This is a genomic window from Mesorhizobium sp. G2-6-1 (genome assembly GCF_055809095.1).
The window spans coordinates 1940979-1964553 of record NZ_CM147896.1; the positions used below are offsets into that span (position 1 = coordinate 1940979).

Here is a 23575-nt window from a genome sequence, read left to right on the forward strand (position 1 = left end):
AGGACGCCATATCGATGAATTCGGCGGAAATCATCACGGCGCTTGGTATGCAGCCCCATCCGGAAGGTGGCTGGTACGCTGAGACTTTTCGTGATGCGCCGGATGGTGGGCGCGGCTGTTCGACCGCGATCTACTTTCTGCTCGAGCAAGGCCAGAAGTCGGCCTGGCATCGTGTCAAGGATGCTGCCGAGGTCTGGCACTTTTATGCCGGAGCGCCGCTGCTGCTGTCCATCTATCAGGACGGAGGGAAGAGAACCGAGCAACGACTTGGCACGGATCTCCTCTCAGGCGAGCGGCCGCAAATCGTCGTGTCTGCCGGTTGGTGGCAAAGTGCAACCTCCACCGGGGCGTGGACGCTGGTTGGATGCACCGTTGCACCCGGTTTCGACTTTGCCCAGTTCGAGTTGGCAGCGCCTGAATGGGAACCCGACACAGGAAAAGCGAAAGCGAAATATTCTAGCTGAGCAGCACACCCAATGTGATGGCAAGCTGCCCGGCATAATAGAGCACCCAGACGCCATAGCGCGCCAAGACGCGACGCGGTGCTTCCGATGGCATAATAAATTTTTCTGCGGCCAGCAGACCGTCGGACGCCATGAACAATATGACGCCGCCAATCACCATTGGGACGCCTGTCGTCAGTGCGGCTATTCCGGTAGCGAGGATCACCAGGATATAGGCCGTCACAGGCATCTTCATGTGTGACGCGAGGCGGTGACGAAGGCTCACCAGAAAGCCGACCGCGCTGGCGACCATTGCCAGAGCTATTCCCCACAAAAGCGGGGTTGAGGCGAGATATTCCACACCGCTGTCAGATCGTGCAAATAGTGCGATATAAAGGAGATGTGCGACGAGGAAGCAGCCGAGGCCGCCAAGGAAGGCACGTTCCCCCTGACGTGACAGGAAGGCGTCGCCGGTGGCACTCAACGCCAAAGCGGCAACCAGAAAAAGCGGCCCGCCCTGGATGAGACTCAGCAGGGCAAGCAGCAGCACCGGGAGCAATTTCAGCGCGGTACGGCGAAGCGATGATGGTAATTCCAGACTGAAGCCGTAAACGATAGCGGCGACAATCGAGAAAATCAGCGTGGCGTTAGGCGTTGCATCAACGCCGCCGGTAAATGGCATCATTGGCTCGCCTCATTTACCGGCGCAGGGCGTTTCGCGAATAAGAGTGATTTTGCGGCCAACACCGCGCCGCCGGTTATCAGGACGCATGCTGCCAATATGCGCCAGCTCGGTTGGGCAAAACCGGTTCCAATCAACACCAGCGTGGACAGCAGCGGTGCGGCATAGCTGGCTGCACCCAGCACTTGAATATTGCCGCGTTTGACGCCGATGTCCCATGCGTAGAAGGCGGCACCAACCGGCATCAGACCGAGGCCAAGCACGGCAAGCCATTGTCCCGCATTGGCCGGCAACACCGTTTCTTCCAGAGCCAGATGACACCCGAGAGAAAGAAGCGCCGTTGCCGCGCAAAACCACGTTACGATGCTGGTTGGCACCGAGGGAAAGCGCCGGGACAACAGCGAATATGAGGACCAGAGAATGGCGCAGATAGCGGCCATCATGTAGCCGAAAGCGTAGCGGGCTTCAAATGCGAGCGTGTTGCCTTTCGTGACAATCAGGAACGTGCCGCCAAGGCCGAGCAGTGCGCCCGCGACATGGTTCCATGCCAGCTTTTCTCCAGGCATGAGCGCGGAACCCAGCACAATCAAAAGCGGCCAAAGATAAGCAATCAGGCTGGCTTCAACCGCCGGTGCATTGCGCAGCGCCGTGAAGTAGAAGAAATGATAGCCGAACAGGCCAGCGATGCCAAAAAGCCAAACCTGTGGCGGGACTTTTTCGTGTTTATCGGCCCTGGGCATGAAAAGGCGCGCCACAAGACCCACGAGTGTAGCGATCGTAAAGGCAATCGCAGAAAGCAGGAACGGCGGCACAGCCCCCGAGGCGTCAGTGAACAACGCCAGCAAGGCCCACATGGCGACCGCGGTAAAGCCAATCAGTGTCGCGCGCGCCATTCCCTCTCCCACAGGCGCGCCATGACGCCTGAACCATTCTAGTTTGCTGCTTCAAAGCGCCGGGCGCGAACGGTGATGGTGCCGATTTCCGTTCCGACAGTCGCGCGAATGGGCGCATATACGCCGGTTTGGCCAAGCGGTGCAAACGTCACCATGATACGGCTGCGTTTTTTCAGAAACTCCAATGCACGTCTGCCCTGGCGATAGCCGGACACCGGTTTGAAACCCATGCGGCAGGTAATGGTCGGGCCCTTGTATCCCTTGACTGAAATCGAACCTTTCGAGACATAGCTGAGCACCAGATCGGCGCGCATCTCGCCGTCATACATTTTTACGGTGCGCCCGCAGACCTCGCCGATGCTAGCCGCCTGAATGACGGTTGCCGCGATGGGATCTGTCGCACCACGCAAATCCATCGCATCAAGCGCCACCCAGTCCTTTCCGCGTTTTTTCGGAGGTGGCACCACCTTTGTCGAGGTTACCTTACCGTTGGCAAAACGAATATCGACAAGCGAAGCTTTCTTGCCAGACGTATAATCGGCGCGAAAAATGCGTGGTTTCAATTGTTGGCCTGAAAAATGCCCTGAAGCCGTGACCGTGCCCTGCGTATCGTCGAATAGCTTGGCAAGGCCGGCGCTGGCGACGCTGCCATTGATCGAATAAGTGCCTCCTTCATAACGGCTTTCAAATGTGGCTCTTGCAAGCGAGAGACCGAGAAACGAGACTGTGTATTCGCCTCGAAAAGCGTTCGGACTTGCCGCTGTGGCTACACCGGGCATGGCTATAACAAGTGCGGCGAGGCCAGCGCGAAAGGCATGCGGCATTTTTGGATCGATTCTGCTGTTTTGGTCACGGATGGCCTACTCCGGCATTGCATGTCCCTTGGCATGTCCATATAGGACTAATTCCGGCGTTTATATGAAGCTGTTGGGGTTCGCCGCTGGAAGCTTGTGCTTGACGCATCAGCTAAATGACACTATGGAACGCCAACTTTTCCATGAGGCCGTCTGCTCGTGACCGCGCTATCTGGCGCGGACCAGAAGACTGGCCTGATAAAGAACTGAAGGTAAGATTCATGTCCCGCGCTTGCGAACTGACCGGCAAAGCCGTCCTGACTGGTAATAATGTGAGCCACGCCAACAACAGGACCCGGCGGCGCTTTTTGCCCAACCTTGTCAATGTGACGCTGATTTCGGAGACGCTGAACCAGAATGTGCGTCTGCGGATTTCCGCGAACGCGCTTCGTTCGGTCGAGCACCGTGGCGGCCTTGATGCGTTCCTGAGCAAAGCCAAGGCCGATACACTTTCGCAGCGTGCGCGCCTTTTGAAGAAGCAGATCGCCAAGAAGATTGCCGAGCAGCCGGCAGCGGAAACCGTTTAAGGCGGGGGACGACCGCCTGGGCATCTGGCTGGAAAGTTGCACCGCAATTTTCACCTAAAGCCGATGCCCACCATGCAGAGCGTCATGCGAGTTTGGCATGACGCACCTCTGGTTCCATAACCCAGGATAAAAAAATGTCTTTTCTGACTCGTTATTTGCCCTTTGTGGCCGCCATGGCGCTTATCGTTGTGGCGTCGAACATTCTCGTTCAGTTCCCCATGCAGGGCACTGTCGCAGGTTTGTCGCTTGCCGATATCCTGACTTGGGGTGCATTTACCTACCCCCTGTCATTTCTTGTCACCGATCTTGCCAATCGCCGTTACGGCCCGGCAGTGGCGCGGCGTATAGTCTTCGTTGGCTTCATGACGGCTGTGATTTGCTCAATCATCGTGCCGCCCTTGCTGTTGCGGCTCGGCCTGATCGAGTTTGGCGCGCCTGCCAGTCGGCTTGCGCGCATCGCCTGTGCGTCCGGTGCCGCCTTCCTGAGCGCCCAACTGCTTGACGTTACCGTGTTTAACCGGTTGCGGCGTCAGAGTTGGTGGCGTGCGCCGATCCTCGGAACTTTGGCCGGTTCGGTATTCGACACGCTGGTTTTTTTCACCATTGCCTTTTCGGCAGCTTTCGCCTTCATCGGCCCCAATGATGCTTTCGCGCTGGAGAACGCGCCGCTTATGGGTGTCGTTTCCGTCGATGTCATGCGCTGGGTTTCATGGGCGCTGGGCGATCTTTCGGTGAAGCTCGCCATCGCGGTGGTGGCTTTGATCCCCTACAGGCTGATTGCAGCGCGCTGGAGCCAAGCGGCGATAACAGCCTGAACAGGTGATCCAATGGGGTCACCTCGGTAGCATCGCAACGCCCGATGGGGTGGAACCGCGCCTAAAGCGGCGCAGCTTTTGATGTAAAGCGCAACGACAATCAGGCGGCGTTGCGGGTTTCCGAAATCACCGAGACGAGATCGTCCACCACGGTTTTGACCAGCGAGGGGTCGTCGCCCTCGGCCATGACGCGGATAAGCGGTTCGGTGCCCGATGGCCTGATGACCAGCCGCCCGGATTTGCCGAGACGGTCGCGCGCGTCGTCGATTGCTGCCTTGACCTGCATATCCTCAAGAGGTGCGCCGCCCGAGATGCGAACATTCTTGAGCAATTGCGGTACGGGTTCGAATTTCCGGGTCAATTCACTGACGGGTTTGTTCTGGCGTTTGATGCAGGCCAGAACCTGTAGCGCCGAAACCAGGCCGTCGCCCGTGGTCGAAAAATCGGAAAGCACGATATGGCCGGACTGCTCGCCGCCGACATTCAGCCCATTGGCCCGCATATGCTCGACGACATAGCGGTCGCCAACCTTGGTGCGGTGCAATTGCAGTTTCAGCCCTTCGAGAAAGCGCTCCAGCCCGAGATTGGACATGACGGTCGAAACAACGCCACCACCGGCCAAGCGCCCGTTCTGGTGCCATGACTCGGCAATCAGCGCCATGATCTGGTCGCCATCGACGATCGAGCCATTCTCGTCGACGATGACGACACGGTCGGCATCGCCATCGAGCGCAATGCCGATGTCGGCGCGGACTTCGTGCACCTTCTTTTGCAGACCGACCGGATGGGTCGATCCGCATTCCTTGTTGATATTGTAGCCGTTCGGGTCGTCGTTGATCGCTACGACTTCGGCACCGAGTTCCCAAAGTGCTGCCGGGGCAACCTTGTAGGCTGCGCCATTGGCGCAATCGACGACAATTCTGAGGCCCGATAGCGACATGGAGCGTGGCAATGTGCGTTTGGCGAATTCGATATAGCGGTCATGCACACCATCAACGCGCTTGGCTCGGCCCATCGCGTCGGAATCGGCAAGCGCCATGTCGATGCCGTCATCAAGCATGGATTCGATACGGCTTTCCAGATCGTCGGACAGTTTGTAGCCATCGGGCCCGAAAAGCTTGATGCCGTTGTCGTGGTAGGGATTGTGGGATGCCGATATCATGACGCCGATGTCGGCGCGCAATGAACGCACCAGCATGGCAACTGCCGGTGTGGGAATAGGTCCGAGAAGAAATACATCCATGCCAGCAGCGCAAAGGCCGGCGACAAGCGCATTCTCGATCATATAGCCGGAAAGGCGCGTATCCTTGCCAAGCACAACGCGGTGGCGATGATTGCCTCTATGGAACGACAAACCAGCCGCCATGCCAACCCGCATGGCGATTTCCGCCGTCATTGGAAACTTGTTGGCGCGCCCCCGAATGCCATCGGTGCCAAAATAACGTCCCGCCATACTACTCAATGTCCTTGCTGACTCGAAAGCTGCATCTAATGCCATAACAGCCGCAAGTTCGACTATCACATTGTGTTATTTATGGTCACGAATCCTTAGGAAATCGTTCTTTTGGTGGAGCAATTGCCAGTATTAGTCGCACATTAGCCAAGAAACGCGTGTTTGCGTGCCTCAACCATATGTCAAAAAACAGCTCACGCCTCTGGCAGGCAGAAGCGAACCCGTCTTTTGCCGCAATGCAATCCCTGGTGGAAAGACGTTGTCGCCCTTCCTGGAATTGCAGTTAGTGCAACGTCCCTTCCTCGAGATCCGGCGCTTGCCACATCTTTTCGAGGTTGTAGAAATCGCGGACTTCAGGCCGGAAGACATGAACGATGATGTCACCGGAATCGATCAGAACCCAATCGGCGCCAGCCAGCCCTTCAACGCGCGCAGTGCCAAGACCGGCAGCCTTGAGCGCTTTCAGGAGATGATCGGCGACGGCCGAGACATGACGGTGCGACCGGCCCGAGGCAACGACCATGTAGTCGCCCAAGCTCGATTTTCCCTGAATGTCGATGGAGACAATATTTTCAGCCTTGGAGTCATCGAGACTGGCAAGGACTGTTTTGATGGCGCGAGACACGGTATCGTTTCCGCTGATCCCGGCCGGTGAAGGCACGATGTCGGCCTTCTTCCGCAATGCTGTTCTCAGTGTCTTTCCTTTCGCATTAAGAACAACCAAATCACTCTTAAAAGCGAGTGACACTGCTTAGATAGGCAGAGTTCCATTGCAGTTTCAAGACATGATCGACGTAAAGCCGTGTTGAAATGCGGCAGTATCGCCATTCAAGCCGCATCCGAAGCAGGCTATTTCCTTGCGGAAGCTACTTGGTTCGGATCGCGAATTGACTGACGAGGCGTTTGTCCGCGATGTCATAGACAAAGATCGTGCGCGCGCCGTCAGTAAGCTCGGCATCTATGGAAATGCGATTTCCGGAAAGCGATTGCGATATGATTTTTGCCCCGACGGGCAACACGATCTCGCCGCTCATCAATTGTCCTGCGGGGAGCTGTATATCACCTGCAAGAGGTGGATTTGCGGGTTTTGAACCCATCGATTTGTAGACAAGGGCTACAATCACCACCATAAGGACGAGAAACAACAGGCCAAGATTGATGCCCATGAAGCGGACAAGCTTGCGGCGCACATTCTCAACCGATGGGTCGAGCGGCTTTTCTTCCTCTTCGTCGGCATGGGGTCGGGTCATGGCATATCCGGGACAGTTTCTTAGATGAGCGCTCATAGCGAAGAGGCCGACGGATTGATAGTGCTGGAAGCAGAAACCGATGCGATTGGTCAACGTCTCGATCAATGGCTGGCGGGTAAACTTGGCCCGGATATGTCGCGCAGCCGTGTCCAGATGCTGATACGCCAAGGTGCGGTGACAATTGGCGGCAGCGTTGTCGAGCAGGCCAAGCGCAAATTGGCAGCTGGCGAAAATGTATCGGTATTGATGCCTGAACCCGTGCCAGCCGAACCCGAGGGCGAGGACATCGCGCTCGCTATCCTTCACGAGGACGATGAACTCATTGTCATCAACAAACCTGCCGGGCTGGTCGTCCATCCGGGAGCCGGCAACTGGACCGGCACTCTGGTCAATGCGCTGATCCACCATTGCGGTGCTAGCCTGTCGGGGATCGGCGGTGTGCGCCGTCCGGGCATTGTCCATCGTCTCGACAAGGCAACCAGCGGCGTGATGGTCGTGGCAAAGACTGATCGTGCCCATAAAGCACTATCGGAAGCGTTCGCAGACCATGGGCGCTCAGGCGATTTGCAGCGCGCCTATGTGGCGCTAGTCTGGGGCATTCCCCCGCATTCGAGCGGGACCGTTAATGCTGCTCTTGGCCGTGCTGCTGATCGCATACGCCGGGCTGTGGTGCCGGCAGGGCGCGATGATGCGCGCCACGCGGTGACGCACTATAGAATCGAGGAACGCTACGGTGAGGGCCAACAGGAATTTGCTACGGCAAGCCTGATCGAATGCCGGTTGGAAACCGGGCGCACGCATCAGATTCGCGTGCATATGGCCCATATAGGACATCCGGTTGTCGGTGACCCTGATTACGCCCAGGCCTTTCGAACAAAGGCCAACCGGCTGCCCGAGGGGCTCAAGACGAAAGTACTCGCTTTCCCGCGTCAGGCCTTGCATGCGCGCCTGCTTGAATTCCGTCACCCGACGACCCATTTAATGATGCGGTTCGAGGCACCGATGCCGGAGGATATGGATGAGCTTGTCCGAGACTTTCACAAAGTTTGAACCGTTCATGAAAAAACCTGACTGGTATTGTTCACTTTAGCGTGACAGTTTGTTTCGCATTGAACAAATGCTGTCTTTTCTGGTTTTGTTCCTGTATATATAGGTGTTGCGGATGTGCGCTTTTGGCATCCGCGTCACATGCCCGCCGCGTTTAGGGGGCATCACTCCAAGAGAGGGAGGGCGCTTCATGGCCCAGTCATTACCCAGTATCGTTTCCGGCGAAGGCGGCCTTAGCCGCTATCTGGAAGAAATCCGCCGTTTTCCCATGCTTCAGCCGCAGGAAGAGTACATGCTTGCCAAGCGCTATCATGAGCATGAGGACACTACTGCCGCACATAAGCTTGTCACCAGCCATCTTCGGCTCGTTGCCAAGATTGCCATGGGCTATCGCGGCTACGGCCTGCCGATCGGCGAAGTGATCTCGGAAGGCAATGTCGGCCTGATGCAGGCAGTCAAGAAATTCGAACCGGAACGGGGCTTTCGTCTCGCCACCTATGCGATGTGGTGGATCAAGGCTTCGATCCAGGAATATGTCCTGCGTTCGTGGAGCCTCGTGAAGATGGGCACCACGGCCAATCAGAAGCGTTTGTTCTTCAACCTGAGAAAGGTCAAGGGCAAGATTCAGGCGCTGGACGATGGCGACCTCAAGCCCGATCAGATCACCGAAATTGCTACGCGGCTCAATGTTTCCGAGGCGGAAGTGGTTTCGATGAACCGCCGTCTTTCAGGCGATGCTTCGCTTAATGCACCGATCCGGGCAAGTGAAGGCGAGGGCGGCGAATGGCAGGACTGGCTGGTTGATGACCACGAAAGCCAGGAGCAGATGCTGATCGAGCAGGATGAGCTGGAAAACCGGCGCGGGATGCTGTCGGGCGCTTTGACTGTTCTCAACGAACGCGAACGCCGCATTTTCGAGGCGCGTCGCCTGTCCGAAGATCCGCTGACCCTGGAAGAGTTGTCGGGCGAGTTTGATATTTCGCGCGAACGTGTGCGCCAGATCGAGGTGCGGGCGTTCGAGAAAGTTCAGGATGCCGTGAAAGCGGCAGCCAAACGTCAGGCTCAATCGTTGCGCACGATTGATGCTCAGCCTGCGGGTTAGATCTAGCGGCCGGTCAGTTTGATCGGCCCGCTGTCTGTCAAAACAGTCAGATCCGGGTGAAATGCCAGGACGACGAAGGCAAATGTCGTGTCGTGTACGATTGCCGAACCGTCCGAGATTCTTTCGGCCGTGACCGAACCGATATCGGTGCTATCGGCGATGGAAGCGTCATCGAGTGCCGAGCTGACACCCTTGCGCCATGACAGCCGGATGCCGTCGATTTCGATGGTGCCGGCGCTTTTCAGATGCGGGAGCGTGACTGCGGCGAGACGATCTGCCTCGCGCACGATCACAACGCGCATCATCGGCGGGAGTTCAACGGGCAAAGCCCCGGTATACAAGGGGTACGGTGCCTCGCGGCTGTCATAGCCGACATAAGGATTGCGGCCGTAGGGGCGCATCGACGCATTGGTCGGGACAAGCACGTCAGCTTCCGGGTTTTCGCGCGCGAATTCCGCGAACCCCTGGATACGCGAAGGGATCATCCTGAGTTTCTGTCCGGCCAGCTTCCCGACAATTGCCAGACCCGTGAACTGCTGCCACCAGCTTTGAGTGGCGCGGTCATACATGACCATGTCGGAGTTTCTGAGCAGGCCGCTGACGCCGAAGGTTGTGACCGTGCCGTCCGCGAGCTTTCTTTGGAAAGCAATCGATGAATTGCAGAGTGGGCAATAGGTTACGACGACAGGTTGGTTGGCCAGCGTATCGTTGACGATTTCATGCCAGGTCAGCACCCTTAGCGGGTATGCGCGCACGACGCCGCCGACTTCGAGGCGGATCACCGGTTCGTTTGGCCCAAGGTTCTCGATCTCGCCTGCCTTTTCGAAAACCGGCGCATCAATCGACGGAATGCCATCGCGTGCCGGACCTCCCGAAACGATCTCGCCAAGGTCGATCTCGGTTCTCGAAAAATCGGTTTCCCAGCCAGCCGCCTTCCACTGGGATGGTTCGGCGATAGCCTGCCCAGCCCACACAAGCGCGAAAGAGAAAATGATATTCGCAAATTTGAATCTCATCAGCGCATTGTCGCATCACGCGTGCCTGCAAGCCAATCAAGTCTGGTTGTGGTGTGGTTGAACACCGTCCAGAATGATCTCGACAGCAGAGCCGACGGCTTTGTGTGCTTCCTCATCCGACGGCGGCGGGCGCAGCCCCAAAACGATCTGCAGATGGAGATTGTCGTGGATCATACCCACAAAATGCCCAGCTAACTGCAAGCTGTCACCCGTCCGAATTTCCCCTCGTTTCTTGGCAGCCTCAAGAATTTATGCCAGCCGGGCCGTCGTCCGGCCCGGTCCCTGTTTGTAAAAGGCTTTTGTGGCCGCTCGGCATGAATGCCACGTCGTTTCTCTGTAGGGATGGACTGGAAGCGCAAGGCTCCTCACACAAGCATTCGTAGAGCAGCAGTTGTGACGTCGCCCATGTTCGGCGTTCCTGTCGGCTCGATAAGCTTACCGGCTTAGAGCCGACCGGACCTGGATTCGAATTGCTGCCTTGATATGATCAAGCCGGTCACCGGCAAAATCATTCCATCCCACAGTCCTCAAGGCTGCCGCGTTCAGCGTTCTGAATGCCAATACCTGCCCGATGAGCACGAACGCCATTAGCCGGACATCGACGTCTTCACTCGATCGATCGAGTGCCGCGGCGACGAGTTCTGTAGAAATGTGCGTGATGGGGCCTATGGCTTGATCGAAAATAATATCGAAGGCCTCGGTCGGGTGTGCCTGTTCGTGCAGCACAAACATCACCCAACTTTCTGGCCGACTTTCTCCCAGCAAGGTATCCGCCAAGCCCGTGAGGAGCCTCACGAGCGCTTCCATTGCTTCACCGGGTTCGGCACCCTTGGCGAGCAATGCCCTGATTTCGGAAAGTGCTGGTCCGATGCCTTGTTCCAGATGTTCGGCAACAAATTTGGCGCAGGCCAAATAAACTCCGTCCTTGCTGCCAAAATAATATTGCAGCGCTGGCAATTTGACCCCGGCGGCCTCGGCGATTGCGCGTGTCGACGCTCCGTCGAACCCACTGGACCCAAAAATGTCCAGCGCCGCCTCAATAATGCGTGTCCTTGCTTCCTCTCCTCGGGCGTACCCGCCTTTCTCAGGATGACGTCGGGCTACTGGTTTCTTCAATTGCAACTCCTGAAAGTATATCGATTGACAAACATCTATCATATGATAGACATTTCTGCAGGTGATGTCCATGCCTCTGCTCAAGACGCAACCGGCATGAGGCTTACCGAACCATTGTGCAGATGATTGGAGATGAAAATGAGCACAATCGATGAATCCGCGCGCCGACCGGGCCATATGGCAGAGGCCGGGTTTCAAGACACCTTCCGTCTATCCGGTATCGTGAAAAAAATGCGCACGATTGTGCGCGGCATTTTTAGCCTTAGCGATCTGCGCCATCTTGAGTCCTTGAGCAACGAACATCTCGACGATATCGGACTTACCCGGACAGATATCATGGACGCTCGCTACCTTGCTTTCCACAAGGACCGGACGACTTTCCTAGCCCTTCGTGCATCAGGCTCGCAGAGCAATTCCGGCCGGCATGGCCAATGATGGAAGCATCTGCGCACCTGCCACAGTCCTTCTGAGTGCGTCTTCGTAGCTCTTTAAGGGCTGGCCGGGGCCGGAGCTGAACGAATCCTTCGGAGACACGACATGAACACGCACGTGACGTACGGCGAATTTACCTCGCCATCTGAACCTGCCCAATTGCCAAACATTGCTGAAACGCAGCCCTCGGTGTTCGAAAACACCGGGAGCGCCGATGCGGCTGCGACCCTCGCGAATGGCAACAACACGCCCACACCGAAACACCGGCGCAAGAAAGCAGTCATTGCTCTGGCAGGCCTTACGCTTCTGACTTCAGCCGGCTTTTACGGACACCATTGGTGGGCGACTGCGCGCTTCGTCGAGACCACGGACGACGCCTATGTGAAATCCGATATCGTCAGCCTTTCGGCAGAGGTGGCCGGCACTGTCAGTTCCATTCCCGTCATCGACAACCAGCACGTCGCGAAGGGTTTTGTGCTTCTGCGCCTCGATGACCGCCGCTACCGTGCCGCACTTGACGCAGCCCAGGCGAAGATCGACGCGGCCAAGGCTTCACTCGACAATATCAAGGCGCTACGCGCGCTCCAGGATAGCCGTATCGAGGCGTCCGGTGCGGATCTTGCTGCTGCACAGGCGAAGCTGTCTTTCGCGACGGCAGACTACCGACGCACCGGCAAGCTTCTCGACAAGGGAACAGTGACCGAGAGCCGCATGGACCAGGCCAGGATGGCTTACCATGCCGCCAGCGCGACCGTCGATAAGGCAAGGGCGGCCCTCGACAGCAGCCGCAAGCAACTCGCCGTGCTTGACAGCGAGCGTCTGCGCAGGACGGCCGACCTCGAAAGCGCGACGGCTGCCCGGCGTCTGGCCTTGATCGACATCGAACATTGCGTGATCCGTGCGCCGCGTGGCGGCATTGTCGGCAATCGCGGCGTACAGACAGGCGACTATGTGGGCCCCGGCACCCGGCTGATGAGCCTCGTGCCGATCCGCGACGAATATGTCGTCGCAAACTTCAAGGAGACGCAGATCCAGAATTTCCGCACGGGCATGAGAGCCAAAGTGTCGCTGGATATGTTTGGCGGAAAGAGCATGGCTGCACATATCGAGAGCCTCGCACCGGCGTCGGGATCGCAATTCTCCATCCTGCCGGCCGAGAACGCGACGGGTAATTTCACCAAGATTGTCCAGCGTGTGCCGGTAAAAATCCGCTTCGATCGTCTGTCCGAAGGCGCGCTTGTATTGCGCTCAGGCACATCGGTCGTCGTCAGCATCGATACGAAGGACGTGGAGAAATGACCGCGCATCCTCAAACGTTTCCAGATGAAGCGGGAACCGGTTCCCCGTCCGGAAACGGGGAAAAACAAGAAGATAAAGCAGTTGAGCGACCCGGAAAACAGCGAAAACTCTCTGGCGATGCAAGCGAAGACTTCACGCCCAAGGGTGGCGCTCCGGGTTTCTTCCTCATGGTGCTCGGCATGTTCATGGCGATTCTCGATATCCAGATCGTCGCCAGTTCCCTGCCGCAGATACAGGCTGGCGTTTCGGCCTCGATCGATGAAGTGACATGGGTCCAGACGGCATATCTCGTTGCTGAAGTCGTGATGATTCCACTGTCGGGCTGGCTGGCGCGGGTGATGTCATCACGCTGGCTATTCGTCATGTCGGCCGCTGGTTTCACGCTGATGAGCGTCTGCTGCGCTTTCTCGTGGAGCATTGGTTCGCTGATTGGCTTCAGGGCCTTGCAGGGTTTTATCGGCGGCGCGATGATCCCCACGGTCTTCGCCGCGAACTACAAGCTGTTCCCGCCCAAACGCCAGATGGTCGGAACGGTCATCATCGGACTGACTGCGACGATTGCTCCGGCGATCGGTCCCTCGCTTGGTGGTTACATCACAGAGCATTTTTCGTGGCAATGGCTGTTTCTGATCAATATCATACCGGGGCTGATCGTGACCCTGATTGTTCCGATGATCGTTGATATCGACCGTCCCGAGCCGTCATTGCTCGGCAAGATCGATGTTCCAGGAATTGTCCTGATCGCCGGTTTTCTAGGCTCTCTGGAATTCGTTCTCGATGAAGGGCCGCGCAATGATTGGTTTGATGATCGGCTAATCGTTATATTCACGCTGGTTTCGCTTGTCTCGTGCGTACTTCTCTTTTGGCGCGAATTGACGGCGGAAAACCCGGTGCTCGAACTGAAAGCCTTTCGAAATCGCAATTTCGCAGTCGGCTGCATCCTCACTTTCGTGCTTGGCACCTGCCTCTATGGGCAGAGTTATATTCTTCCGCAGGTTCTTGCCCATGTGCGCCACTACAATTCGCTACAGGTCGGCGATGTGATGTTCGTTACGGGCGTTGCGATGTTCATGACCGCCCCGCTCGCCGGACGCCTGAGCAGCAAGCTCGACCCGCGCAAGGTGCTTACGGTCGGCTTTGTCGTTGTCGCTATTGGCTTGTGGCTCAACGCACGGATGAACACGGAAGTGGCATTCGGGGACCTCTTCTGGCCGCAGGTTGTGCGGGGTTCCGGGCTCGTGCTGTGCATCGTGCCGATCACAGCGGTGGCGCTCGGCACTTTGCCGACCGATCTCGTCAGTGGCGGCAGCGGTCTCTTCAATGTGTTCCGAAACATGGGCGGCGCTGTGGGGCTCGCGATGATCAATACCGGATGGAACGATCGCTTCCACGATCATTACTGGCGTCTGGCTGAAACCCTGTCGGACACGCGCCAGACGGTCACGCATTACGTTGCGACCATTGCCAGGCACCTGTCGACCTTTCCAGACGTCAACGGTGCGCCGCATGCAGCAGCACTGCACGTCCTGTCGCGCCAGATAACGCAACAGGCAGCCGTCATGGCATGGAACGACATCTTCCTGCTTATGGCTACCGGTTTCGCGGTTACGACGCCGCTCGTCCTCATGCTGGCCAAGCCCGAGCACACAGACGTTGCGGCGCATTGAAGGCTTCCGTCACACCGATTTCAAACGCCCGTAAAATTTCAAACCAAGGAGAAGCATAATGTTCGTAGTTTCACTGACATACATCGCACCGCTGTCCGAGATCGACGCGAACCTCGCGGAGCACGTGACCTTCCTGGATCGCCATTTTCGGTCTGGCTGCTTTCTGGCTTCCGGCCCGAAGAACCCGCGTATCGGAGGCGTCATACTTGCAACGGTTTGCGACAGGCAGGCACTGGAAAGCATCCTTGACGAGGACCCCTTCCGCAAGCTTGCGCTTGCGCGATATGAAATCGAGCAGTTTCAGCCGACCCGTTTTCGTGAGGATCTCGACAGTGCAACAAGACGCTTTCTCGAGGCTTGAACGGATGCGTCCTGACCCTAAAGCACATCCCGTCTACAAGGATTCATGCAGGAGCTTCAAGCCTTTGTTTTTGTGCATGTCGTTGTCTGAAAAACCGCTGCACACTTTTGGGCGACATGCATTGGGTAGTGTGCTGTTCCTCATCGGCTATCAACCGGCTGATGATCACTTTTGAGATGATGACCAAGGGGGCCACGGAGAGTAGTGCGACGGCGACGCCGATAAAGGCTTCGTCATAGGAGATGGCGGCGACCTGACGATGGTGTTGTCCAGATCGAGTCGGGCGAGGGTGAGCGCGGCTCTGGCCTGATCGAGGCCCGCATCGGCTTTCGCCTTCGAGGCCTGGGCCTGGTCGAACGATTGTTGGCTGGCGGTGCCGGTTCTGTGCAGCTTGATATAGCGCTCGTTGTTCAACCCGGTGAAACCCGTCGGCTTTTTGTGTTATCATTCACGGAGAAGCCCCATGAAGACCTGATCGATGAAACGATCGACAAACGCTTCATCGATGAGGCCGAAGGGAAGCATCATCCGGTAGTACATTCCGCCTGCGATGTTATCGATGAGGATTTCCGGATCGGCGTCGTCTCTGATTTCGCCGCGTTCGATTGCCCTGTTGATTGCCTTCCAGGCACTGGTTCTGCGCGGTTCGATCCAGTTCTTCCACATTGCCTGCCGAAACTCCGGATCCCGCTGCGCTTCGGCTAGCAGGTAGCCAAGCAACGCTTGTCGCGGTGCAGTCAGGTCTCGGAAAAATCTTTGGGTTGCGGCCCGGAAGACTTCCTTGACCGGTCCAGTATCCGGAACCTCGATGTAGGAGCCGGTCTCCGCAAAAAAGGCATCCGTGATGATGGCGCTGGCATTGGACCAACGGCGGTAAATCGTCGTCTTGGCAATCCCGCTGCGCTTGGCGATCCGCTCGATCGTGGCATGGGCGACGCCGCCTTCATATGCCAGCACCAAAGCCGTGCCGCGAACAAGATCCGTTACCGCAGCTGTTCGTGTGCGGGGGCTTCGAGAGTTTTGTTCTTTTCGGGGCACGGCAAACCCTCCAGTAAAGAAAACCAGGTTTATTAGAAACGATACGTAGCGTATCTAATTGTCAATGGCAAGAGTTGTTGCTGGGGATTGAACAAAGAGCAGATGCAGGGTTCCATATGCGGTGACTTCACGAGAAATTCGGTAAAATTCCGATGTCGCGCTTGATGAACAGATGTCGATATGTCGGTCAAAGCGACATATGCCTGCGTGTCAGGACTGACTGAAATTCGCCGATGGATTCGAGGTGCGGTTGTGAAATCTCACCGAACTGTGGCCGCAGATGATGGGAAATCTGCTAACCGAATTTTCCCGGACTTAGTGGTGGGCTTTCACACTGCGATGTCCATGATGACTGGCGGGAAATAAGCCGCTCTACTGATTGACGCCGATCACGTTGAAATTACCGGTTTGGCTGAAGCTGGTGAAATTGCCGTTTCCGTTTTGCACGACAACCACCTGGTTGCCATTGCCCGCCACCGAACCGTTGATCCCATTGAAATCGCCATGCTGCAGGAAGGCAAAGAGGTTGCCATTGGCGTTGTGTCCAGCCGTTCCAACATCCATCTCGATGGTATTCAACGAACCGTCCTGAACGATGGAACCCGGCGTCAGGGTCGTCCCCAATGCCGTAGCCGCTAAAGCCGCAGTCGCCGCTTTGCCGGTGAAGCCCGTAAAGCCGGGCAGGAACGGATTGTTGTTATTGTTGCCGAAAATGTTCAGCGCCAGGCCGTTGTGAATGCCATTTTGACCGACAGCCAGAAGGTTGCGGTTGCCGGTGACCGTAACATCAGCGTCATTATAAGCGCCAAATTGCTGGATGCCGACCCCGTTGGCATTGCCTATGACAATCGCCGAGGCGTCATTGTGCAAGCCGCCAATAGTTCCATCCTGATTGACGGCGACCTCGTTGCGGTTGCCGGAAATCTCGATATGGGCGCTGTTGAAGCTCCCATTCTGATAGACGCCAAACTGGTTGCCATTGCCGGTCACGCCGCCATCAATGGTATTTTTCAGCAAGCCGATCTGGTTGAAGCCGAAGGCATTGCGATTGCCGCTCACCCCGAAATTGCTGATCGAATTGCCGATCCCGGTTTGCGTGACATTTGCCTCAACGAGACCGCCAAACGCCGAAGCATCAAGCATCACAGGCGCGAAAACCTCAGTGCCGTTGCGCGCACCATCGAAGGTGAGCGTGACATGGTTGGTCGCACCCGTCTGGCTGAGCGTGCCGACATGATTGCCGTTGCCTCCTGCCTGGGTCAGCCCGACTGTGTTGCGAAAACCTTCCTGCTTCAGCTCATCGAGCGAATTATTGTTGCTTTGCTGGGTAATCGTGGCGCTATTGCCCGCCTTTGAATTGGCAAGAAACGTATTCGTGCGCGTCTGCCGCACACTGCCGAGCGAATTGCCGCCGCCGCTTTGGGTGACTTCAAGCGTGTTGCGATCAGCCGAGCCGAACCATGTCTGGTCGATCTGCTGCACCTCGCCAACGCTGTTGCGGTTGGCGGATTGGGTGATCGTTGCGCTGTTGCGCTTGCCATTCTGGTCGAAGCCGAGGCCGGACGTTCCGACTTGGTTGCGCGAACCGCTCTGGGTGATGGTCAGGATGTTGTTGTCGCCGTTTTGCAGCGCCGCGCCGGGCGAGATGCCGTCTTCCGCTCCCAGCTTGTTGAATTGTCCCGGCCCCTGAACAACGACGCCGTCATTGTCCGCGCCGTTCTGCTCGACATTGGCGAAATTGCTGTCGGCACAGGCTGCACCCATCATCAACGCGAGGATGGAGACGGTCGCGAGATGGAGGCGCAGAAGCATTTACAAAATCCTGGGAATTTAACGATGCGAGAATGTGTCAGAGCAAGATAAACCCCGTCCGCAAGCGAGCGCGGACGAGAGAAAATGACCGGGCGGATTGCTCCGCCCGGTGAGTGAGTGATTACTGGCTGACGGCAAGATTGTTGGAGCCGCCTGTCTGGCTAAAGTTGGAGGTATTGGAATTACCAGTTTGTAACACAGCGACCTGATTGTCATTGGAATAGTGCGTGGCGGTCCCGACATCGCCATTGATGGTGTTGTGCCCACCGATCTGCGCGACCGCAAACAGGTTGCGTGATCCGTAGACGTTGTATGCCAGAGTGTTGCCATTCAAGGCCCCGGTCGAATCCTGCAACACAGTTCCCTGAACCAGAGAGTTCGTAGGAAGAGCAGCGAGATTTCCCGCCATACCAGTTAGTGTGCCGACACCGTTGTCATTGCCGTTGAAGTTAGTTGTCGACATGTTGCCGTCGAGTACCTGATTCACGGTTACTTGGTTGCCACTGCCAAATTGTGTCGCCGTGGCGGTGTTGTGCGAACCCTGCTGATCGACAGTCGCGTAGTTTCCGGTCGAATGAGATGAAAGTCCCTGCTGGACATTGAAATTGTTCCAGTTTCCAAATTCATTAACACGTATATAGTTGCCGTCGGACCCCAAGGTCGATGCGATAGAGGATGAGCGCCCGTTATTATTGCCGTTCTGTATGATTTCATGCACTCTATTGAATGCGCCTGGAATCCAAGGGGAAGGATACTGGTGGTTGTCGCTTCCCGTAATGGTTGATTGGCTAACTTTATTGTTTTCCCCCAATTGCTTGATAAATACGGCTGCTGTCGAATCGCCGTGAGCGTAGGGATAGCTGCCCGCTACACCATTTCGACTACCGGTAATGTTAACGGTCCCGACATAATTGTTGTTGCTGACGTGGGCATTGTCTCCTTGGTAAATCGAAATAGTGTTGCGATCGCCTGTCGTAGTGACACTATCTACCGTAGAATTACTGTCTGACGTAAAATTTATACGGGCTGAATTTCCAGTCCCGTGCTGATTAAAGCTGTTGATCCGGTTGTTGCTGGAACTGCCAGCAGCAGCAGACGTGAACAGGTTCTCAGTGCCGCTTTGAGAAGAGCTACGGATATCATTGTTATTATTCGTGCCCCATGATGTAACCTGAAAGTTTAGTCGATTTCTTGTGCCAGTCTGCGTCGCCGGATTATTGGACGTGCCGATATCGCTATCGTCTCCATAGCCCTGATCTATATTCGCTTGGTTGGTTGTTCCATTTTGAATGATGTGGAGCGTGTTGTTGCTGCCCGCCCAGGCGGTTCCCATGCAAAGGCCCAATGCTGTTGCAGTCGCTAATGCAATCTTGAGTTTCATGTTAAAGACTTCCTGTTTGCACAAACACCGATGTTTGCGCATCAAATAAAATTTCAATCGCACCCGAAATGGCCAGCTATCGCGACACGTTTCCGCCAGTGCTGTGATGTGGGGTCGCCGGATTAGCCGGCGTCAAAATGCTGTCTGTCCGTGATCTACCCCTTGACGCTTTCAACCCTGGTGACCGACGCAAGATGGTGCTGCATACGGCCACATCAAACCGGTTCACGCACCACCCACACTCAATTTCAACCCGTGGTCGTATCGGTTCAACCTCGCCACAATGGTCAATTTTGTGCCAATAGACAAGGTGAATTTTCTGTTAAAGTTAAGATTTACAGTGTCCGCGCACAGCAAACCCCAAACATTCAAGCCAAATCATTGTTTTATAGTCGGATGCCAAATGTCATGAAAAATGGGCGTGCCGCGTTTTTTCGCCGGCTAACAGGGCGGAGCCTCGAAACATTGGCCGAATCGCCGCCAAACGCGCTATCGCCCGGTTTTGCGCGGTTTTTGGCGCTCGCGCTTGATTGTCACATGTTGACTTTGAGCCACACCTTGTAGAAAAAAACCGCGCAAACCACGCAGATTCTGTCTTTCGTAATGGTTCTGGCCCACCCTAGTATCCAGCGATTCAGGGGCAAAGACTTGATTAATCTACTCTGAATGTGGGAAAAAGCGTCCTTATTCGGTATTTTAGCAAGTTGTAATATTAGATAATTACTTGATTGATAGAAGATGTCGAGATGGTCTATGTTGCCGGAAAGCCGGGGTACTGGTGTATCAATGAACAGATATTTGCGGCATTTGAGTTTGGAACGGGGTATGATGATGAGAACTGACGGCATCTTCCTGGCGACGGTCTTGGCGGGCATGCTGGGGGGCAGCGCATGGGCCGCTGACATTGTCTATACGCCGATCAATCCGTCCTTCGGCGGCAGCCCGCTCAATTCCTCGCATCTGCTTGGCCTTGCCAATGCCCAGCGAGACGCAACCGCCAGCGATTCAAAAAGAATGCCAGCCTTGGCACCGGCAGCCTGACCGGCGGTGGCTCGACCAGCCAGACCAACGCCGACCTTTTCGTCCAGCAGTTGCAGGGGCGCCTGCTTTCGGCGCTGGCAAGCCAGGTGACCAACGCGATATTTCCGACCGACGGCAGCACGACGCCTGATTCAGGCAAGGTGCAGTTCGGCGATACCACGGTGGAATATGCGCGCACGCTCGATTCCATTTCCTTGAACATCACCGCCAGCGACGGCACGGTGACGACGATCGTTGTGCCGCAATTGGTCAAGATCCAGTAACACCAGCGTTAATCAGTATTGGGGTGGCGCCGCCCGGCGCCTGTGGGGCAAGTAATGAAAGCAGTTTTCAGCATGGCTACGGGGCGTATCCTGGCCGCATTGGCCAGCCTTTCCGTAGTCGCAGGATGTCAGTCGATCGATTCCGGCGTAAATCCGGGCCTTGTGGCCCCCGCACTGGCACCGATCACCGTGCAGAACGACAATTTGCGGGTCTTGCCGCCACCGACCAAGCGCATCGTTGTTGCCGTTTATGATTTTCCCGACCTGACGGGGCAGTTCAAGGACAGCTCGACAGTCCAGACCTTGTCCAAGGCCGTCACCCAGGGCGGCGCACCGATGCTTATCAAGGCGTTGCAGGATGCGGGCGAGCGCCGGTGGTTCACCATTCTCGACAGGGCGCGGCTCGACGATCTTCTCAAGGAGAGGCAGATTCTCACCGAGATGCGCCGGCTCTACCGCAATGAAACCAAGGTCAGCGCCAATGTGCTTCCGCCGCTGCGCCATGCCGGCATCATTCTTGAAGGCGGCATCATCGGCTACGACACCAACACGCTGACCGGTGGCCTCGGCGCGCGCTATCTCGGCATTGGCGGCGATGGCAAGTGGCAGCAGGACACCGTAACGGTGACGCTGCGCGCGGTTTCCACCGACACCGGCGAGGTTCTGGCCACTACCACGGTTCACAAGGCTATCGCGTCCTATGCCGTGTCTGGCGGTGCCTTCCGCTATGTGGCACTCGACAAGATCCTCGAAGCCGAGGCTGGCTTCACACAAAACGAACCAAAACAGATCGCCGTGCAGCAGTCGATTGAAAAAGCCGTGCGGTCGCTGATTATCGAGGGCGCAGAACTTGGCATCTGGTCATTCCAGGACCGCGCTCGCGGTCGTGAACTTATCGATGCCTACAAGAAAGAAAAATATGGCGACAAGCTCACACCGGCAGCCGCCTCGCCGCTGCCGCCGGATACGAAAAATCCTACCAAGGTCGTCGAGACGGTAGCGCTGAAGCAAGCGCACTCGCCACGCGCTGCGAGCAGGCGCGTCGTTCCCGCTGCACCTGCAACCCCGCCGCCCGCCACCAAGAACGAAACGGTCGGCTCGATCACACCGGAGAGAAGCGCGGCACCTTCCAACAATCTGCCGCCACCTGCTGCGGCTAACGAGGTGATCGGCTCATCGAGCAAACCCGCAAGCAACAAGGGCTCGGTTGAAGCAGTCGCGGTCGCCTTTAACTGAAGCGCATCGCGTTCGACCGGACACACAAGAATGTTCTAATATATATTGAGCATCGAGCGGAGATTTTGCTTTCAGCTAAGCAATATTCTCCTTTGAATGGCGCTGATATATGTATCTATAAGATTTTATCTGAGGCGTCGCTTTTACCATAAAGTGGAAAACTCATCCCCTATGCGTTGATTTACTGCGTTTGCTTTTGACATGCCCCATCAACCGGCTTAACAGTTTGTAAACTATGGATGGCTTGGTGGCGCGCAGACGCATGATGAAGGTTCGACTTATCGCGATAATTGGCGTCGCCGCCCCGCTTTTCGCCTCGGCATCCGGGGCCGCCCTGGCGCAAAACGCCACCAACGAGGCATGGATCGGCCAGACCGGCCAAACCAATATGATATCGATCACCCAGGAAGGCAACTCGAACCGCGCCGGTGCCGACAACACCGCACATCGCATCAATCAGGATGGCCGCCACAACACGCTGTCGATCGACCAGTTCGGCTGGTCCAACGCGGCTGGCGCGGGCAATCTCGCCCCGCAATTTCCCGAAGGTCTTAACCAGGTGGGCGACCACAATAGCGTGTCGATCAGCCAGCACGACAATGCGGCGGACGGGTTCAATTTCCTCGGTTCCGTCTATCAGTTGAGCTATACACAGATTGCCGCGCTCGCCAATATGCTTGTTGTGTCGCAAAGCGAGGCCGGAGGCGATGGCCAGGCCAACCACAGCATCGGTGCGATTACGCAGGTCAATACCCGCCGTGGACAGGACGCCAACCGCGCCGTCTTGACGCAGACCGGTGGCGGCAATGCGCTTGGCAACACGATTGGACGCTTGATCCAGTTCGGCTTTGCCAACATCACCGAATTCACCCAATCCGCCAACCGCAACCACATTGCCTTCGCGGGCCAGCAAGGCGACCACAATGCCGCTCGCATCACGCAGGGTAGCGGCGAGCAGAACACGGTCGAATTTCTGAACCAGTACGGCACGAACAATAGCGTGAATATCAGCCAGTCCGGCAACCGAAACCACACCGCATGGGTGCTGCAAAACAACCAGGGTGTTGCGATCTCGGGCAACAGGATGAAAATCACCATTGCCGGCGACGACAATGGCGGAGACAACCAGGCGGGACCGGGCAGCTTCAAAAGCCCGACGCTGTTGCGCTCGCGCGTGTTCCAGGGCGCGTTCGTGCAGATAGGCGACGACAACGATGCCACCTATACGGTGGTTAGCGGCAACGAGAACCTCGCTGGTATCGCGCAATTCGGCAATGGCAACGGTGCCGTCGTCGCCATCAGCTCCGATTCCGCGGTCGGGCCGGATTCGGCAGCCCGCAACGAAGTCGGCATCTTTCAAAACGGCGACGACAACAATCTGTCGCTGGGCATCGGCGGCAAGGAAAACGTCAGCAGCGTCACGATGGACGGCAATAGAAACAAGCTTGCTCTTTCGCAAACCGGCAGCGGCAATCTTTTCGATATTTCCATTCTCGGCAACGACAACAACAACAGCGATGCAGCTTCGGTTGGCGACTTCCGCGACCGACTGGTGGCGCTTGCTTCCGGTGCAGGCCTGTCGCCCGGCTCAGAACAGCAGAACGGCACCGGCAACGTGGTGAAAGTAGGCCTGTTGGGCGATTCCAATCTTTTCGCCATCAAGCAGCACGGAGATGACAATAAAGCGCTTCTGGTCGTCAACGGCACGGTCAACCAAGCAGTGGTTGACCAATCGGAAAATTCCAGCCAGGCGCAGATCAAGCAATCAGGCACCGGCAACAGCATGGCTGTCGTCCAGTTCTAGTCCACGGTGCCCAATAGTGCGCAGGGGTTTTGCTCGACAACAA

26 protein-coding genes are annotated in these 23575 nt (G+C 56.6%); 13 read left to right on the plus strand and 13 right to left on the minus strand.

The features are described 5' to 3' along the window. Positions 1–14 precede the first annotated feature (14 nt). Positions 15–464, plus strand: coding sequence for a cupin domain-containing protein (locus AC0L7S_RS09345; RefSeq protein ID WP_473474060.1), 450 nt, complete (start codon positions 15–17; stop codon positions 462–464). Here the strand turns inward: AC0L7S_RS09345 and AC0L7S_RS09350 are convergent. Genes AC0L7S_RS09350 through AC0L7S_RS09360 form a run of 3 tightly spaced genes read right to left on the minus strand, consistent with a single transcriptional unit; the run spans position 457 to position 2842 of the window. Beyond that, positions 457–1128: a lysoplasmalogenase gene (locus AC0L7S_RS09350; protein WP_473474061.1), complete on the minus strand. Its 672-nt coding sequence runs from the start codon at positions 1126–1128 to the stop codon at positions 457–459. The two genes, AC0L7S_RS09345 and AC0L7S_RS09350, sit on opposite strands and share 8 nt — an antisense overlap. Then, positions 1125–2018, minus strand: a complete 894-nt coding sequence (yddG, locus tag AC0L7S_RS09355; protein ID WP_473474062.1) for an aromatic amino acid exporter YddG — start codon at positions 2016–2018, stop codon at positions 1125–1127. Before yddG ends, AC0L7S_RS09350 begins: the two co-directional genes overlap by 4 nt. 38 nt (positions 2019–2056) lie before the next feature. After that, positions 2057–2842 carry a DUF3108 domain-containing protein gene (locus AC0L7S_RS09360; RefSeq protein WP_473474063.1) on the minus strand — a complete coding sequence of 262 codons (786 nt, stop codon included), beginning with the start codon at positions 2840–2842 and terminating at the stop codon, positions 2057–2059. 251 nt (positions 2843–3093) lie between these two features. Between AC0L7S_RS09360 and rpmB the strand changes: the two genes are divergently transcribed. Together rpmB and AC0L7S_RS09370 are read left to right on the plus strand one after the other, a co-directional pair. Then, positions 3094–3399, plus strand: a complete 306-nt coding sequence (gene rpmB, locus AC0L7S_RS09365; protein ID WP_473474065.1) for a 50S ribosomal protein L28 — start codon at positions 3094–3096, stop codon at positions 3397–3399. Between the two features lie 134 nt (positions 3400–3533). Continuing rightward, complete coding sequence (locus tag AC0L7S_RS09370; protein ID WP_473474066.1) at positions 3534–4214, plus strand: queuosine precursor transporter; 681 nt, start codon at positions 3534–3536, stop codon at positions 4212–4214. Between the two features lie 100 nt (positions 4215–4314). Here the strand turns inward: AC0L7S_RS09370 and glmM are convergent, their stop codons facing one another. The 3 genes from glmM to AC0L7S_RS09385 all read right to left on the minus strand — a co-directional run bounded on the left by glmM (position 4315) and on the right by AC0L7S_RS09385 (position 6917). Continuing rightward, positions 4315–5667 (minus strand): phosphoglucosamine mutase, encoded by a 1353-nt coding sequence (gene glmM / locus AC0L7S_RS09375; RefSeq protein ID WP_473474068.1) that lies wholly within the window; start codon positions 5665–5667, stop codon positions 4315–4317. Positions 5668–5950: 283 nt separating this feature from the next. After that, the gene (rsfS, locus tag AC0L7S_RS09380) at positions 5951–6328 is read right to left on the minus strand and encodes a ribosome silencing factor (RefSeq protein WP_473474244.1); all 378 of its coding nucleotides are present in this window, start codon (positions 6326–6328) and stop codon (positions 5951–5953) included. Between the two features lie 205 nt (positions 6329–6533). Further along, entirely contained in the window at positions 6534–6917 is a 384-nt protein-coding gene (locus AC0L7S_RS09385; protein ID WP_473474069.1) for a fimbrial protein, read from the minus strand. 24 nt (positions 6918–6941) lie between these two features. Here AC0L7S_RS09385 and AC0L7S_RS09390 point away from each other — a divergent pair, with 24 nt between their 5' ends. Beyond that, positions 6942–7967: an RluA family pseudouridine synthase gene (locus AC0L7S_RS09390; RefSeq protein ID WP_473474071.1), complete on the plus strand. Its 1026-nt coding sequence runs from the start codon at positions 6942–6944 to the stop codon at positions 7965–7967. A gap of 187 nt (positions 7968–8154) precedes the next feature. Further along, positions 8155–9066: an RNA polymerase sigma factor RpoH gene (gene rpoH, locus AC0L7S_RS09395; RefSeq protein WP_473474072.1), complete on the plus strand. Its 912-nt coding sequence runs from the start codon at positions 8155–8157 to the stop codon at positions 9064–9066. A 2-nt stretch (positions 9067–9068) separates the two neighbouring features. Here rpoH and AC0L7S_RS09400 read toward each other — a convergent pair whose 3' ends face one another. The 3 genes from AC0L7S_RS09400 to AC0L7S_RS09410 all read right to left on the minus strand — a co-directional run bounded on the left by AC0L7S_RS09400 (position 9069) and on the right by AC0L7S_RS09410 (position 11198). Beyond that, positions 9069–10082: a DUF3179 domain-containing protein gene (locus AC0L7S_RS09400; RefSeq protein ID WP_473474073.1), complete on the minus strand. Its 1014-nt coding sequence runs from the start codon at positions 10080–10082 to the stop codon at positions 9069–9071. A 36-nt stretch (positions 10083–10118) separates the two neighbouring features. Continuing rightward, positions 10119–10331 carry a TetR/AcrR family transcriptional regulator C-terminal domain-containing protein gene (locus AC0L7S_RS09405; protein WP_473474245.1) on the minus strand — a complete coding sequence of 71 codons (213 nt, stop codon included), beginning with the start codon at positions 10329–10331 and terminating at the stop codon, positions 10119–10121. 186 nt (positions 10332–10517) lie between these two features. After that, the gene (locus tag AC0L7S_RS09410) at positions 10518–11198 is read right to left on the minus strand and encodes a CerR family C-terminal domain-containing protein (protein WP_473474074.1); all 681 of its coding nucleotides are present in this window, start codon (positions 11196–11198) and stop codon (positions 10518–10520) included. Positions 11199–11336: 138 nt separating this feature from the next. On the opposite strand from AC0L7S_RS09410, the gene AC0L7S_RS09415 reads away from it, so the two are divergent. From AC0L7S_RS09415 to AC0L7S_RS09430, 4 genes are all read left to right on the plus strand, one after another. Beyond that, positions 11337–11633: a YjiS-like domain-containing protein gene (locus tag AC0L7S_RS09415; protein WP_473474075.1), complete on the plus strand. Its 297-nt coding sequence runs from the start codon at positions 11337–11339 to the stop codon at positions 11631–11633. 102 nt (positions 11634–11735) lie between these two features. Then, positions 11736–12929: an HlyD family secretion protein gene (locus AC0L7S_RS09420; RefSeq protein WP_473474076.1), complete on the plus strand. Its 1194-nt coding sequence runs from the start codon at positions 11736–11738 to the stop codon at positions 12927–12929. Continuing rightward, positions 12926–14596 (plus strand): DHA2 family efflux MFS transporter permease subunit, encoded by a 1671-nt coding sequence (locus AC0L7S_RS09425; RefSeq protein WP_473474077.1) that lies wholly within the window; start codon positions 12926–12928, stop codon positions 14594–14596. Before AC0L7S_RS09420 ends, AC0L7S_RS09425 begins: the two co-directional genes overlap by 4 nt. A 58-nt stretch (positions 14597–14654) precedes the next feature. Then, entirely contained in the window at positions 14655–14957 is a 303-nt protein-coding gene (locus AC0L7S_RS09430) for a YciI family protein (protein ID WP_473474078.1), read from the plus strand. A gap of 165 nt (positions 14958–15122) precedes the next feature. On the opposite strand, the gene AC0L7S_RS09435 is transcribed toward AC0L7S_RS09430, so the two are convergent. The 4 genes from AC0L7S_RS09435 to AC0L7S_RS09450 all read right to left on the minus strand — a co-directional run bounded on the left by AC0L7S_RS09435 (position 15123) and on the right by AC0L7S_RS09450 (position 19188). Then, a complete protein-coding gene (locus tag AC0L7S_RS09435) occupies positions 15123–15371 on the minus strand; it encodes a hypothetical protein (protein WP_473474079.1) in 249 nt (82 codons plus the stop codon). A 30-nt stretch (positions 15372–15401) separates the two neighbouring features. After that, entirely contained in the window at positions 15402–15995 is a 594-nt protein-coding gene (locus tag AC0L7S_RS09440; protein WP_473474080.1) for a TetR/AcrR family transcriptional regulator, read from the minus strand. A gap of 372 nt (positions 15996–16367) precedes the next feature. Further along, a complete protein-coding gene (locus AC0L7S_RS09445; protein ID WP_473474081.1) occupies positions 16368–17807 on the minus strand; it encodes a hypothetical protein in 1440 nt (479 codons plus the stop codon). Positions 17808–17928: 121 nt separating this feature from the next. After that, positions 17929–19188 carry a hypothetical protein gene (locus AC0L7S_RS09450; RefSeq protein ID WP_473474082.1) on the minus strand — a complete coding sequence of 420 codons (1260 nt, stop codon included), beginning with the start codon at positions 19186–19188 and terminating at the stop codon, positions 17929–17931. Positions 19189–20013: 825 nt separating this feature from the next. Here AC0L7S_RS09450 and AC0L7S_RS09455 point away from each other — a divergent pair. The 4 genes from AC0L7S_RS09455 (at position 20014) to AC0L7S_RS09470 (ending at position 23532) form a co-directional block, all read left to right on the plus strand. Then, entirely contained in the window at positions 20014–20229 is a 216-nt protein-coding gene (locus AC0L7S_RS09455) for a curli assembly protein CsgF (RefSeq protein ID WP_473474083.1), read from the plus strand. 50 nt (positions 20230–20279) lie between these two features. Then, a complete protein-coding gene (locus tag AC0L7S_RS09460; RefSeq protein ID WP_473474085.1) occupies positions 20280–20492 on the plus strand; it encodes a curli assembly protein CsgF in 213 nt (70 codons plus the stop codon). Between the two features lie 54 nt (positions 20493–20546). Beyond that, positions 20547–21728 (plus strand): CsgG/HfaB family protein, encoded by a 1182-nt coding sequence (locus AC0L7S_RS09465; RefSeq protein ID WP_473474086.1) that lies wholly within the window; start codon positions 20547–20549, stop codon positions 21726–21728. Positions 21729–21975: 247 nt separating this feature from the next. Then, the gene (locus AC0L7S_RS09470; RefSeq protein WP_473474087.1) at positions 21976–23532 is read left to right on the plus strand and encodes a hypothetical protein; all 1557 of its coding nucleotides are present in this window, start codon (positions 21976–21978) and stop codon (positions 23530–23532) included. Positions 23533–23575 lie beyond the last annotated feature (43 nt).